Annotated in this window: 11 protein-coding genes; 3 read left to right on the top strand and 8 right to left on the bottom strand. The window is 62.6% G+C overall.

Annotated elements, in window-relative coordinates; genetic code table 11:
* Positions 1-531: 531 nt before the first annotated feature.
* Entirely contained in the window at positions 532-2595 is a 2064-nt protein-coding gene (locus AERO9A_RS05745) for an LTA synthase family protein (protein ID WP_159970972.1), read from the bottom strand.
* Positions 2596-2807: 212 nt separating this feature from the next.
* Between AERO9A_RS05745 and AERO9A_RS05740 the strand changes: the two genes are divergently transcribed.
* Both AERO9A_RS05740 and AERO9A_RS05735 read left to right on the top strand, forming a co-directional pair.
* The gene (locus AERO9A_RS05740) at positions 2808-4739 is read left to right on the top strand and encodes a DUF294 nucleotidyltransferase-like domain-containing protein (protein WP_159970971.1); all 1932 of its coding nucleotides are present in this window, start codon (positions 2808-2810) and stop codon (positions 4737-4739) included.
* Complete coding sequence (locus AERO9A_RS05735) at positions 4736-5443, top strand: PolC-type DNA polymerase III (RefSeq protein WP_159970970.1); 708 nt, start codon at positions 4736-4738, stop codon at positions 5441-5443. The genes AERO9A_RS05740 and AERO9A_RS05735 overlap by 4 nt, the downstream gene beginning before the upstream one ends.
* Before the next feature lie 9 nt (positions 5444-5452).
* Here the strand turns inward: AERO9A_RS05735 and yegQ are convergent, their stop codons facing one another.
* The 4 genes from yegQ to AERO9A_RS05715 form a co-directional block, all read right to left on the bottom strand.
* Positions 5453-6778 carry a tRNA 5-hydroxyuridine modification protein YegQ gene (gene yegQ, locus AERO9A_RS05730; protein WP_159970969.1) on the bottom strand — a complete coding sequence of 442 codons (1326 nt, stop codon included), beginning with the start codon at positions 6776-6778 and terminating at the stop codon, positions 5453-5455.
* Positions 6779-6918: 140 nt separating this feature from the next.
* Complete coding sequence (locus AERO9A_RS05725) at positions 6919-7425, bottom strand: hypothetical protein (RefSeq protein WP_159970968.1); 507 nt, start codon at positions 7423-7425, stop codon at positions 6919-6921.
* Positions 7426-7516: 91 nt separating this feature from the next.
* Complete coding sequence (locus tag AERO9A_RS05720) at positions 7517-9286, bottom strand: sodium:solute symporter family protein (protein WP_159970967.1); 1770 nt, start codon at positions 9284-9286, stop codon at positions 7517-7519.
* Positions 9287-9292: 6 nt separating this feature from the next.
* A complete protein-coding gene (locus tag AERO9A_RS05715; protein ID WP_159970966.1) occupies positions 9293-9553 on the bottom strand; it encodes a DUF4212 domain-containing protein in 261 nt (86 codons plus the stop codon).
* 244 nt (positions 9554-9797) lie between these two features.
* Here AERO9A_RS05715 and AERO9A_RS05710 point away from each other — a divergent pair, with 244 nt between their 5' ends.
* A complete protein-coding gene (locus AERO9A_RS05710; protein WP_159970965.1) occupies positions 9798-11945 on the top strand; it encodes a TonB-dependent siderophore receptor in 2148 nt (715 codons plus the stop codon).
* Between the two features lie 110 nt (positions 11946-12055).
* Here AERO9A_RS05710 and AERO9A_RS05705 read toward each other — a convergent pair whose 3' ends face one another.
* The 3 genes from AERO9A_RS05705 to creD all read right to left on the bottom strand — a co-directional run bounded on the left by AERO9A_RS05705 (position 12056) and on the right by creD (position 14671).
* Positions 12056-12832, bottom strand: coding sequence for a hypothetical protein (locus AERO9A_RS05705; RefSeq protein ID WP_159970964.1), 777 nt, complete (start codon positions 12830-12832; stop codon positions 12056-12058).
* Positions 12833-12976: 144 nt separating this feature from the next.
* The gene (locus AERO9A_RS05700; protein ID WP_159970963.1) at positions 12977-13279 is read right to left on the bottom strand and encodes a hypothetical protein; all 303 of its coding nucleotides are present in this window, start codon (positions 13277-13279) and stop codon (positions 12977-12979) included.
* A 48-nt stretch (positions 13280-13327) separates the two neighbouring features.
* Complete coding sequence (gene creD, locus AERO9A_RS05695; protein ID WP_159970962.1) at positions 13328-14671, bottom strand: cell envelope integrity protein CreD; 1344 nt, start codon at positions 14669-14671, stop codon at positions 13328-13330.
* Positions 14672-14713: the final 42 nt, after the last annotated feature.

Raw genomic sequence — 14713 nt, 5'->3', positions numbered from 1 at the left:
TGCCAAAGCACTCCCGGCCACACCTGAGTTACCGCAGGTTCAGGTGCGTGCAGAGCCGACCCAGGAGGGCGAATGGAGTCGTCGAGGAAGAGGTCGAGCGACACAGATGTCGCGACGACTGCATGGATGCAGGAGGTAGAGCGACGCAGGATGCCAAAGCCGATAGCCGCGATGGGCCATCGTGGCGGGCCTCTGGAACGGCGATGGAGTGAAACGTAGCGAAGCGAAGTAACAGCCGAAGGCTGGCCCGAAGGGCGAGCAAAACGAGTAGCGAACCCTGGCGAAGCCAGGGCCGGATGAACGGGCGGAAGGTTTTGGTTACTTTTGCCTTCAAAAGTGACTTGTAAGTTGTTCCGCACCTGCTCCAGACCGCCAGTGACTTGACGCTGCACACGGTTGCTCGCTTGGGAAGGCGAAACCCAAGACATCAACAAAAACGCGGCAATCCGGAACTGACCCCCGAACAACCAAACTTGCCAATCCGGTATCAGAGAGACTCCGAAGAATCTCCCTGATACCCAAAACCAGCCCTCAGCGGTTACCCGGTACCTGCTTCGGGTGAGCCCCCGTGGTGTTGTTGATCAGGCTGTCGGTAGCCGTCTGCTCGAATGCCGAGAGCGTGTGCTCCATCTCGCTACGCAGTTGCGGTTCATCGACCACCTTGCCACCGGCATCACGGCCCAGCCAGTAACGGTACAGATGTGCCTCGCGATCACGCGGTTTGACCAGGATGTGCTCGCCACTGACCAATGCCACGGTCGGATCGCTGCCCGACGGTTTGATCACCGCCACACCAGCATCGTCTTGCGGCAGGCTCAGCAGGTCACGCCCCCAGCACTGCTGCTGCGTCGGCTCACCCAGGCGGCCCATGATGGTCGGCACCACGTCGATCTGGCTGCCGACTATGTCGCGGCTGCTGCCGAAGGTTTCCTGCACGCCAGGGCCGATCAGCAGCAACGGTATGCTGAAGCGCGACAGATCCATCTCGGTGATCTGCTCGTCGTTGCCGAAGCCGTGGTCACCCAGAATCACGAATAGGGTGTCCTTGAAGTACGGTTCCTGGCGCGCCTTGGCGAAGAACTGGCCCAGTGCCCAATCGGCGTAACGCATGGCGGTCAGGTGTTCGTCCAGCGAGCCGTGGCCGGTGACGCGCTCGACCGGCAGGTTTTCCGGCAGGGCGTACGGCGTGTGGTTGGACAGGGTTTGCAGCAGCGCATAGAAGGGCTTGCCCTGCTTGTCGAGGCTGGCCAGTTCGGTGGCCGCGCGGCCGAACATGTCCTGGTCGGATACGCCCCAGGTCGGGTCGATGAACACCGGATCGACAAAGTCCTCACGGCCAACGAAGTTGCGCATGCCCTGGTTGCCGAAGAAGCCCGACTGGTTGTCCCAGGCGAAGCTGCCGTTGTAGACGTAGACGTCGTCATAGCCACGCACGCTGAGCTGCTGCGGCAGCCCAGAGAACTGGTGGCCGCCCTCGGGCATCCGCATCAGGTACTCGAACCCCGGTAGGTTGGGGAAGCAGGCCATGGTAGCGAACATGCCCTGGTGGGTATGGGTGCCATTGGAGAAGACGTGCTGGAACAGCAGGCCCTCCTTGGCCAGGGCGTCGAAGTTCGGCGTGATGCCGTCGGTATTGCCCATGGCGCCGATATAGCGACCGGCCATGCTCTCCATGAGGATCACTACCACGTTGCGCACCTGCGGCAGGCGGCCCTCGGCGGGTGGTGTGGTGACGCGTCTGATCGCTGCCAGGTCGGCATCGATCAGACGATCATTCGGCGTCAGCAGCAGCTTGCGCGTCGTCTGTAGCGCCTCGGCTTCAGGCAGGCTCGCCTTCCAGCGGTTGTCGCCCTGGTCGGAGAAGAAGTAGCTGGCGGCGCTTACCAAGGTCAGAGTGCCGTTGAGACCGAGGTGGTTGGCGAACATCGACTCGGTGGTGTAGGCATCGCCCCAGCGCAGCGGCGGGCCGGAGCGCAAGGTGCCACGCGCCGACACCACACTGACCAGCAGGAGCATCACGAACACCGCCGTGCGTGCCGGCCAGCGCGGTGCTGGTGCGTGGCTGCGTGCCCGCGTGGCTCGCTCGATGCGGCGGAACAGCCAGGCCAGCAGCACCGTGGCCAATGCCCAGGCCAGCAACAGGCGCAGCACCGGAAAACCATTCCAGATCATGCTCGACACCGTGCCGAGATCTTCCTGCATGTACTGGAACACCAGGCTGTTCAGACGCTGGTGGAACTCGCGATAGAAGTTCAGCTCCGCCACCGCCAGGAACAGGCACAGGCTGGTGGCAACTGTCAGCCAGGCCACATGCAGGCGGCGTGCGGCCATGGCACGCACGCTGAAGATCGACAGCGTCAGCGGCAGGCACAGGTAGACGATCAGGCGCAGGTCGAAGCGCGCACCATTGGCGAAGGCTTCGAGGAAGGTCGCGGTCGGCGTCGTGCCGATCAGTGCGTGGTTGTAGGCCAACAGGCCAAGGCGGGCCAACGCGAAGAGCGCCAGCATGCACAACGCGCTGCACAGGAGAAAACCCAGATGACTGCCAATACTGACCGGCACCGTTGGGCGGACGGTGGATGCGGGTGACGGCATGGAGCGACCTTAGTGTGGAGGAGAGATACGCTGGTAAGGCACTCTGCGTAAGTACGCCACCAACAACAAAGGCCAGAGTCTGCTACTGCGCACGTCAAAATTTCGTCAAAGGCCAAGAACTATCCTTGCGCGAAACACTGCGACTTAGGTGCGATGGGCAAGCCGCCAAGGCGCAGGCACAATGCGGACAAACAAAAGCATGAGACCGCGCCATGAGCAAAGCGGACACGTTCGCCCAGGCGGGCAGAACAGCGGTATTACAGAACATCCACGGCACCATGGAGTTCCTGCAGAAGTTTCCGCCGTTCAACCAGATGGACACTGCCCACCTGGCCTATCTGGTGGAACACTGCCAGTTGCGCTTCTACGCCGAGGGCGATTCGATCATCAAACCCAGCGATGGGGTGATCGAACACTTCTACATCGTCAAACAGGGCCGCGTGCACGGCGAGCGCCCGCACTCGGCGCGGCGCGGCACGGAAACCACCTTCGAGATCACCGCTGGCGAGTGCTTCCCGCTGGCGGCGCTGATCGGCGAGCGCGCCACGCGCACCGAGCATCTGGCCGCCGAAGATACCTTCTGCCTGCTGCTGGCCAAGCACGCCTTCGTCAAACTCTTCGCCATTTCCAACCCGCTGCGCGACTTCGCCCTGCGCGGCGTCAGCAGCCTGCTCGACCAGGTCAACCAGCAGGTGCAACTGCGCGCCGTGGAAACCCTCGGCGCGCAGTATTCGCTGGACACTCGCCTGGCCGAGCTGGCCATCCGTCAGCCCATCGGCTGCGCGCCAGACACCCCCGTGCGCGATGCCGTGCGACTGATGCACGAGCAGCATGTCGGCAGCATCGTGATCCTCGATCCGCAGCGCCGCCCGCAGGGTATCTTCACCCTGCGCGATCTGCGCCGGGTGGTGGCCGATGGCATCGATTTGGCGCAACCGATCAGCGCGCTGATGACCACAGCGCCCTTCCACCTGCCGCCAGATGCCAGCGCCTTCGACGCCGCCATCGCCATGACCGAGCGGCACATCGCTCACGTTTGCCTGGTGGACAACGGGCAGCTCTGCGGTGTGATTTCCGAGCGCGACCTGTTCAGCCTGCAGCGGGTCGATCTGGTGCATCTGGCGCGCACCATCCGCCATGCCGGCAAAATCGAGACATTGGCCGGGCTGCGCAGCGACATCCGCCTGCTGGTCGACCGCATGCTCGCCCACGGCGCCAGCTCGACGCAGATCACCCACATCATCACCCTGCTCAACGACCACACCGTATGCCGGGTCATCGAGTTGACCCTCGAAGAAATGGGCGACCCTGGCGTGCCCTTCACCTGGCTGTGCTTCGGCAGCGAAGGCCGCCGCGAGCAGACCCTGCACACCGACCAGGACAACGGCATCCTCTTCGAGGCCAGCGATGCCGCCGAGGCTGCGGCCATTCGCGGACGCCTGCTGCCGCTGGCAGCCGAGATCAACCAGCGTCTGGCGCAGTGCGGCTTTACCCTGTGCAAGGGCAACATCATGGCGGGCAACCCGGAGCTATGCCTGTCGCGTCAGGAATGGTCGCGGCGCTTCGCCCGCTTCATCAGCGAAGCCACGCCGGAAAACCTCTTGGGCTCGTCGATCTACTTCGATCTGCGTAGCGTCTGGGGCCCCACCGAGGGCTGCGAGCAACTGCGCAGCGAGTTGCTCGAACGCATCGCCAGCAACAGCCTGTTCCAACGCATGCTGGCCGAGAACGCCCTACGTCAGCGCCCACCTATCGGGCGATTCCGCGATTTCGTGGTGGCCCGCTCGGGCGCCGACAAGGACACCCTCGACCTCAAGGTGCAAGGCCTGACGCCCTTCGTCGACGGCGCGCGCCTGCTGGCGCTGGCCAATGGTATCGGTGCCGTCGGCACCCTGGAGCGCCTGCGCGCTCTGGTTGCCAAGGACGTCATCGGCGCACTCGACGGCGCAGCCTATGAGGAGGCCTATCACTTCATCCAGCAGACACGCATGCAGCAGCACCAGTTGCAGGCACGCGATGAACTGCCCTACTCCAACCGCCTCGATCCCGACAGCCTCAACCTGTTGGATCGACGCATCCTGCGCGAGTCCTTCCGGCAGGCCCAACGCCTGCAGGGCAGCCTGGCCACGAGGTATCAGCTATGACTAAGTTCACCTGGTTCAGTGGCCGTGGCCCGGCGCTGACACAGACGCAACTGGAGCGCCGCCAGGCTCTGGAGGCACCTGCCGCACTCGATGAACGCCCGCTGCATCAGCAACGCTTCGTCGTGCTCGATCTGGAAACCACCGGTCTGAACCTGCGCCGCGATCTGGTGCTGGCCATCGGCGCAGTGGTGATCGACAACGGCGCCATCGACTTCGCCGAGCAGTTCGAATGTACCCTGTGCCGACCCAATCATCAGGCCAGCGTCAGCACGCTGATTCACGGCATCGCCCCCAGCGAAGTGGCGCGCGGTGTAGACCCGGCGCAGGCACTGCTGGAGTTCATGGAGTTTGTCGGCGACAGCCCGCTGCTGGCCTTTCACGCCGGCTTCGACCAGCGCATGCTGGCCCGCGCGCTCAAGCAGAGCCTGGACTATCGCCTGCAACATCACTTTTTCGACGTCGCCGAAATCGCGCCGCTGCTGTGCCCCGATGCCCCGTCACGGCCTCGCGGGCTGGACGAGTGGATCAGCGACTTCGGTTTGCAGGTGCAGCAGCGCCACCACGCCAGCGCCGATGCCTTGGTCACTGCCGAGCTGGCCCTGATGCTGTTCAGCAAGGCGCGCCGCCAGGGCATCGACAGCCTCGTCGAACTGGAGCGCCAGCTCACCAGCCGTCGTCGCCGACAGCAGGCCCTGTCACTCTGACGCTTCGTGCTACTGCCCGGCGTGCGGCGGCAGATCACGCAGCAGCAAGGCATGGCTGAGGTCGACACCTGGCGCGACTGGTAGGAACACCCGATGGCCGTCGCCCGGCGCCACCGCAATACGCTCACCCAAGCGGTTTTCCAGGTGCTCCAAAGTGAAATGCAGGTTGCCTTGCGGGGTCATCAGCTCGATGCCGTCGCCCACCTCGAAGCGATTTTTCACCAGCACCTCGGCCAGGTCGCCCCGGCGCTCGCCGGTCAGCTCGCCGACGAATTGCTGCCGTTCGCTGCGCGAGCTGCCGTGCTGGTAGTTCTGATATTCGTCATGTACGTGACGGCGCAGGAAGCCCTCGGTGTAGCCGCGATTGGCCAGTGATTCGAGGTCGTGCATCAGGCTGGGGTCGAAAGGCCGCCCAGCCACGGCGTCGTCGATGGCGCGGCGATAGGCCTGGGCCGTGCGCGCGCAGTAGAAATGGCTCTTGGTGCGTCCCTCGATCTTCAGCGATTGCACGCCCATGGCCACCAGCCGTGGCACATGCTGCAGTGCGCGTAGATCCTTGGAGTTCATGATGTAGGTGCCGTGCTCGTCTTCGAAGGCGGCCATCTGCTCGCCCGGACGACTCGCCTCTTCCAGCAGGAACGCCTGGGTAGTCGGCGCGCCCGCGCCCAGGGTCGGCTCGACCAGACGCACGATATCGCCGGTCTCGTTCTCGCCAGCGGGCGTGGCCTGATACTGCCAGCGGCAGGCATTGGTGCAGGTGCCCTGGTTAGGGTCGCGACGGTTGATATAGCCCGACAACAGGCAGCGCCCGGAATAGGCCATGCACAGCGCGCCGTGGACGAACACCTCCAACTCCATTTTCGGCACGGCTTGGCGGATCTCGTCGATCTCTTCCAGCGCCAGCTCGCGGGAGAGGATGACCCGGCTCAGGCCCTGACGTCGCCAGAACTCGACGCTGGCCCAGTTGACCGCGTTGGCCTGCACGGAAAGGTGAATCGGCATGTGTGGGAAGTGCTCACGCACCAATATGATCAGGCCGGGGTCGGACATGATCAGCGCATCCGGCGCCATGTCGATCACCGGCTGCAGATCCTTGAGGAAGGTCTTGAGCTTGGCGTTGTGCGGGGCGATGTTGACCACCACGTAGAACTGCTTGCCCTGGGCATGGGCCTCGGCGATACCCAAAGCCAGGTTGGCGTGGTCGAACTCGTTGTTGCGCACCCTCAGGCTGTAACGCGGCTGCCCGGCGTAGACCGCATCGGCGCCGTAGGCGAAGGCATAGCGCATGTTCTTGAGGCTGCCGGCGGGCGACAGCAGTTCAGGGCGAAACGACATGGAGCACCTGCTTGCAAGGCAAAGCCGACGATTCTAAGCAGGCGGCCTGCGGCGCTCATTGATCTGCGTCTATGTAAAAGCGAAGCCCCGGCATGCCGGGGCTTCGTGGTGCAACTGGCGGGTAGTTTTCCAGTCGCTGGCTAGCTGCAGACGCGCTGGAACAGCACACCACCCTTGTCGATACGCTTGAGCTGCTCCAGCACCGGTTTTTGCTGCGCATCCAGAGGCAGCAGTTCGCCTGTCTGGCAGTTGAGCAGATGCGCCTGATTCGAGACATGATCGATGTGCTGCTTCTCGAAGCGATAGAGCATGAACTCGGCCACCGGCGCATCGCCCACTTCACGCCGTACCACGCTCTTGCTGTCGAGCACGGTGAAGGCCGTGGTGATTGGCATGAAGTAGCTCCAGGGGCGCCAGAACACATGCCCGGCCTCGCTGGCCACGACTACCGATTCGGGCGGCTGGCGCTCGATCTGGTGCTCGAACCAGGAATACTCGTACACCACCTGGTAGCCCAGCATGCCCAGGCCCCCGAACAGCGGCACCAGCCAGCGCGGCAGACGATTACCGGTGAGTTTGCGCAACAACAGGGCCACACCGGCAGCGCCGAGCCCCGCTACCACGATGGCGAGCAAAGTCCACAACATATGACTGTTCCTGAAAGACGACGAGCCTCCACTGGAGGCCCGCGTACTGAAGCCCTGGCCACCGGCAGGTGGCGTCAGGCCGGGATTATGCTCAGTGGCTCAGCGCGGCACCAGCACCTTTGGGAGTACGGACGCTTTCCACCAGATCCTGGATTTCCTGCGGCGGTTCGGCAGTGACACTCGACACGCCGTAAGCCACGGCGAAGTTGATCAGCGCACCGACGGTACCGAAGGAAGCCGGGGAAATCCCCATGAACCACTGATCCGGCGTGTTCGGCAGGCTGTTGGTGCCCGGAATGAAGAACCAGCCCAGGTAGGTGAAGATGTACACCAGCGTCACCACCAGACCGACCACCATGCCGCAGATCGCACCCTTGTCGTTCATGCGCTTGGAGAAAATCCCCATCATCAGCACCGGGAACAGGGTCGCAGCCGCGATACCAAAGGCCAACGCCACCACCTGCGCGGCGAACCCTGGTGGATTGAGGCCCAGATAGGTGGCCAGCAGAATCGCACACGCCATCGATATCCGCGCCGCGATCATCTCGTTCTTCTCGCTGATCTTCGGATTGATCAAGGTCTTGATCAGGTCATGACTGATCGCCGAAGAAATCGCCAGCAACAAGCCCGCCGCCGTAGACAGTGCCGCAGCAATGGCGCCCGCGGCGATCAGCCCCACCACCCATGCAGGCAGGTTGGCGATCTCCGGGTTGGCCAGCACCAGGATGTCGTTGTTGACGGTCAGCTCGTTACCCTTCCAGCCACGCGATTCAGCGGTGGCGGTGAAGGCCGGCGCAGCATCGTTGTACATCTGGATACGACCATCGGCATTTTTATCTTCCCACTTGATCAGGCCGGTCTGTTCCCAGTTCTTGACCCACTGCGGGCGCTCGGCATACGCCAAAGCCGGGGCGCTGGCGCCTTCCGGGTAGATGGTGGTCACCAGGTTCAGACGCGCCATGGAGGCCACGGCCGGCGCAGTAAGATAAAGCAGCGCAATGAAGATCAGCGTCCAGCCTGCAGACCAGCGCGCATCGGCCACTTTCGGCACGGTGAAGAAGCGGATGATGACGTGCGGCAGACCAGCCGTACCGATCATCAGCGACATGGTGAACAGCACCATGTTGAGCTTGTTGTCGACATCCGCGGTGTAGGCCGCGAAGCCCAGCTCACGCACCACTTCATCGAGTTTCTGCAGCAACGGCACGCCCGACTCGACGTGGTCACCGAACAGGCCAAGCGGCGGGATCGGGTTACCGGTCAGTTGCAAGGAGATGAAGATGGCCGGGATGGTGTAAGCCACGATCAGCACCACGTACTGAGCGACCTGGGTGTAGGTGATGCCCTTCATGCCGCCGAATACGGCGTAGGCGAACACCACGGCTGCAGCGATCCAGATACCGGTGGAGTTGCTCACCTCGAGGAAGCGCGAGAAGGCCACACCGGCACCGGCCATCTGGCCGATCACGTAGGTCACGGAGATGATCACCAGGCAGATCACCGCAGTCAGGCGCGCGCCACGACTGTAGAAGCGATCACCGATGAAATCCGGCACGGTGAACTTGCCGAACTTGCGCAGGTACGGCGCCAGCAGCATCGCCAGCAGCACGTAGCCGCCAGTCCAGCCCATGAGGAAAGTGGAGTTGGCATAACCGCCAGCGGCGATCAGGCCAGCCATGGAAATGAAGGAGGCTGCGGACATCCAGTCAGCGGCAGTCGCCATGCCGTTGGTGACCGGATGCACACCACCGCCAGCGACGTAGAACTCTTTGGTCGAGCCGGCACGCGCCCAGATGGCGATGCCGATGTAGAGCGCGAAGGACGCGCCTACGAACAACATGTTGATGACGAATTGGCTCATGACCACTTACTCCTCGACGCCGAATTCTTTATCGAGTTTGTTCAGTCTCCACGCGTAGTGAAAAATGAGCCCGATGAAGAAGAGGATGGAGCCCTGCTGGGCGAACCAGAAGCCAAGATCCGCACCGCCGACCATGATGCCCGAGAGCATGGGTCGCAGGATCATGGCGAATCCGTATGAGACAAGTGCCCATACAATCAGGCTCAAGGTGATCAGGCGCACGTTCGCTTTCCAGTACGCTGTCGCGTTTGCTTTATCAGAAGTCATAGCTGCCTCCGGTTATTGTTATTCTGATGCACCATCAAGCTAGCAGCAGGTCGGCGAAAGTCGACAGCTAGACATTGGTATTAGCCCCTCAATACAAAAACCGCCAAGCCCCAGCCTCCTTGACCTGCACCTATGCTGACCGACAGGAACGAAAAGATAGGTGAGCACGAACAAATACAATTGATAATAGTTCGCCATAACACTACCATGCCGGCCGCTTTCCCCCTGCCCCAAGGATCTATGAATGCGCCGCCTGGCCGTCCCGCTCTTGGCTCTACCTGCCATTACCTGCTTCCCTGCTCATGCCTCTGCGATCGAAGAGAGTGCCCCGCTCGCACTGGAGGCGCTGCAGATCAATGCTTCCGCTGAGCGCGCCGACGGCCCTGTGGTCGGCTACCGCGCCACCCGCTCAGCCAGCGCCACACGTACCGACACCTCGATTCACGAAATTCCGCAGTCGATCAGCGTGGTGCCCGCCGAGGTCGTTCAGGACATCGGCGCGGTGCGTCTGGAAGATGCCCTCGACTACGCAGGCGGCGTGGAGCGCGGCAACAACTTCGGCGGCCAGGGCCTGACCGAATTTCTGATTCGCGGCTTCAACAGCCAGGAGTTCTACCGCAACGGCTTCGCCGTCAACCGTGGTTACCCGAACATGCCCGACGCCAGCACTATCGAGCGCATCGAAGTGCTGCGCGGCCCAGCGGCCATGCTCTACGGCCGTAGCGACCCTGGCGGCACCTTCAACATCGTCAGCAAGCAGCCGCAGGCCGAACGCCGCACCGTACTCGGCAGCCAGATCAACAGCGAAGGCCTGCGCCGCGGCACACTCGACACCACCGGCGCACTGGATGAACAGGCCGCCTTCACCTATCGCCTCAATCTGGTGACCGAAGGCGGCGACAGCTTCCGCGACGACGTCGAGAGCGAGCGCTACAACGTCGCCCCGGTGCTGCGCTGGCAGCTCAACGACGCCACCTCCGTCACCCTAGAAGGCGACTACCTGCACAACCGCCACCCGCTCGACCGAGGTGTGACGCGCTACGCCAACCAGCAAGGCAAGCTGCCGCGTGACCGTTTCCTCGGTGAAGAAGCCGCCGGTAAGCTGACCAACGCCAATGCCAGCACCCAACTGCGCATCGAGCACCTGCTCGACGACAACTGGACCCTGCGCGGCGGCGTGCAGTACCTCGACGGCGAGCTGTCCGGCGGTGCCGTGGAAAACAACAGCAACAGCTACCGTGGCGGTCTGACCGCTGGCGCCAGCAGCGTCGGGCGCAATTACAGCGAGCGCTGGCTGAACTGGAACGACGTCAACGCCCAGGCCAATGCCGAAGGCCACTTCGACACCGCAGGTCTGGCCCACACCCTGCTGGTTGGCGTGGAGTACGACAAGTTCAACTACAACTCGTTGATCCGTCGCTCGGATGACGGTAGCGCCTACCCCATCGACCTGTACAACCCGGTACATGGCCAACCGCTGCCAGCACTGACCCGCACCACCACGCACGACGCCGAAACGCTGGAGTCCTACGCCTTCTATCTGCAGGATCAGATCGCCCTGACCGAACGCCTCAAGGCGCAAGTCGGCGCGCGTATCGAGCGCTTCGAGCAGAGCTACGAAAACAAACTCAGCACCAGCGGCGACTGGGATCAGGCGCACAACGCCGTCACCCCGCGCTTCGGCCTGATCTACGACCTGACCGACGAACTGGCGGTGTTCGCCAACACCTCGCGCTCGTTCAAACCCAACCGGGGTGCCGACCGCCAGAACGGCGCCTTCGACCCGGAAGAAGGTGTCGCCCACGAAGTCGGTATCAAGTACGACATGCTCGACCGCGATCTCAGTCTGACCGCAGCGATGTTCCACATCGTCAAGGAAAACGTGCTGACCAACGACCCAAGCAACACGGGATCGGAGTCCTTCCAGATCGCGGCTGGCGAAGTGCGCAGCCGTGGTTTCGACATCAACCTGGCAGGCAACATCACCCCGCAGTGGCGGGTAATCGGTGGCTATGCCTACGTCGATGCCGAAGTTACCGAAAGCACCAGCGCGACCATGCCGGTAGGCTCGCGCCTGGCCAACGTGCCACGGCACAGCTTCAACCTGCTCGATACCTACGAGTTCGCTGGCGGTACGCTCGACGGCCTGGGCGTAGGCATAGGCCTGAAATACGTCAGCCAGCGCCAAGGTCAGACCAGCAACGACACCTTCGACATGGACGGCTACAGCGTGGTCGACCTGCTGGCCTACTACCCGCTGACCGAAAACGTGCGCCTGAACCTCAACCTGAACAACGTGTTCGACAAGCACTACGAAGAGCGCGCCTGGAACATCTGGTCGTACCCCGGCGAGCCGCGCACGCTGCAAGCGGGGATTTCGGTCAGTCTGTAAGCACTAGCACCAGGTGAGCGCGGTTCACCTGGCTTGCCACCTCGTAGCCCGGATGCAATCCGGGGATGACCTGTTGCGCCGTTCCCGGATTGCATCCGGGCTACGTGCTTTCAGAGCGGGTCAGAGGCCAGCTCGATCGGCAGCAGGTAGCGCTCCTCATCGTATTCGATGGGCAACTGGTAGCGATGGGTGCTTTCCTCGACGGTCTGGCATTGGTCATCGACCAGGGCCATGCGCCGTTCGACGCGGGTATCCTTGAGCTGCAGGTCGCGATAGCCCTGGTTACCGACCCGCTCGGTAATGATGACCACACCCTCAGTTTTGCTGAACACTCCAGCGCAGTTGGTATCCCACTCGCCCCAGACCTTTCTAACCGGTAACTCGCTCAACAATGGTCGTAATTGCTGAGCGTCCAGTTGGTAAAGGTTGAGCTGGGTTTCATAGAAAGGGTTGGGCCGGGAACTGCCACTGCGCGATATCCGCACACCGAAAGCGATATCATCCTTGCGCAGCCGATAAGGCGCAGTGTCGAACGCCATGTCCTCGACGTAAATCGCATCCCAATCCAACTTATTGGGCTCGACCAAACGCGCCACGAAGCGCTGTTTAGCGTTATCCAGCACCAGCACTTCCAGATCCGTCTCACCATAACCCTCGTACTCTGCGCGTACCAACGGCAGCGCGATCAAGGTCAGTTCAGGCCGCGCCGGCCATACCTTGCAGATGCCTCGTTCGGCATCCACCCGGTAGTGCCCACGTTCATCCTTCAGCACGTGGCCCGGATGGGCCATTTCGATCCAGGTCGGCAGTTGCTGCCGGCAATCATCGGCCTGCGCCAGGCTCGCCAGCAGCAGCCCGCCAAAAGCGGTGAGTAGTCTCTTGTTCATCCTTGAAGCACTCCCGTTCAATGTGCCGCGAGTCTACGCGGCCACCCACCCACTGCCCATGACGGGCATCGCGAAACAGCCAGGCAATCCGCCTTGCCAGCAGATGTCCGGCACGCGCCTCCTCACGCAAACCGATATACCCGCTCATGCCCGATACCACAGGCGCATGAAGCCGAGCGCCAGCAGCAGGCCGACCTGGCCCAGCGCCGCGCACATCGCCAGGAACGAACGCAGCGACGGGTTGTTCACTGCATCGTGAACGCCGGTCAGTTCATTCCAGAACCCTTCCGGCAACACCGTCAGACTCAGGCTGGCCAGCGGCTTGCCGGTCAGCAGCAGGCCGTCAATCAGGTTGAACCAGCCGAAGAACATCAGGCCAATCAGAATCACCACCGCCACAACCAGACCAAGGCCCAGGCAGGCGGAAAACTGCAATAACAGACGCATGGAATCACCTCCAGAGAAGAGGCGCGGCACGCGCCGCGCCGATTGGATTCAGGCTTGCGGGGCAATACGGCCAACGCCGTACCAATCCAGCTTGCGAGTCAGCACCATCACGCTGCCGAGCACGCCGAACACCAGCAGCGAGCCCATCAGCAGGGCGTAGTCTTCGGCGCTGAGCAGGCCGAAGAGCATCGCGTACAGCGCCGCCAGCAAGGCGCCAAAGCCCAAGCCGCGCTGCCAACTATGCAGCACGAAGCTGACGTAGAAGCCGATCAGGCCGACGCAGGCAGTTGCCGACAGGCCATAGGCCAGGGCAAACGGCAGATGCTCGGAGAGCGACAAGAGCAACAGGTAGAACAGCGCCAGCGACAGGCCGACCAGGGCGTACTGCACCGGGTGCACAGCCAGGCGCTTGAGCACTTCGAAGAGGAAGAAGGTGGCGAAGGTCAGGGCGATGAACAGCAGCGCATATTTGATCGCGCGGTCGGTCTTCAGATACTGGTCGACCGGGTCGACGAAACTCACCCCGAAGCTGCGCTGAAACAGGCCTATGCACTGGCTCTGGGCCTCGCAACCACGCAGCGTCTCTTCAAGGTTGGTGGCGAAGAAGCTGGTTTGCCATTCGGCGCTGAAACCTTCGGCCGTGATCTCGCGGCGGCTCGGCAAGTATTCACCAACGAAGCTCGGATGCGGCCAGTCGGACTTCAGGCTAACGCGGCTGTCACGGCCCACCGGCACCACCGCGAGCTGCTCGGTGCCTTGCAGTTTGAGGTCGAAGGCAAAGTCGAGCACCTGCCCGCCCTGGCTGTCCAGCGCTGGCAGCGCTGCGTGCACACCATCACCGAAACGGCTGTCGTGAGTACCGGGCGCGAAGCTCAGGGTCTGACCGTTGAGACGCAGTTTGAGGTCGTTGTTGATGCCTCGGATATCACTGATCCCGACGGCAAGAAAAGGCGTCTCGAAGCGATAGAAGCCCAGATCGTCGCCCAGGCCAAAACGCGCCGGCACTCGGAACTGCCCGCTGATCTGGCTATCGCTACGGTAAAGGCGTGCCTCGTAGATGCCCCGGGCGCGCAGCTCGGTACTGATCTGGCCGTCAAGCGCGAAACGCTCCGGCAGGAAGTAGAGCTGACCACGCTGCTGACGCTCTTCGGCGTAACGCTCGCCGGTATTCTCGCGCGTCTTCCAGACATGGGTGGTTTTGATATAGGGCACGACCAGAATCGGCCCGGTGATCTGCTGGCGATAGCTGGAGCTGCGGGCGATGTCCTGCAGCACCTGATAGCGCAGACCTTGGCGCTCGTCGACCAGGCCATCGATCATCAACAGGGGAATCATCAGCAGCAAAATCAGCAAGGCGATAGCGCCCAGCTTGAAGCCCAGGGTACGGCTCATGGTACGGCTCTCCGTCGCGAGTGAAGGTACGGCAGAGTCTGG

Source organism: Pseudomonas sp. 8Z (genome assembly GCF_902506535.1).
Classification (GTDB): Bacteria; Pseudomonadota; Gammaproteobacteria; order Pseudomonadales; family Pseudomonadaceae; genus Aquipseudomonas.
This window is presented reverse-complemented; position numbering and strand designations above follow the sequence as displayed.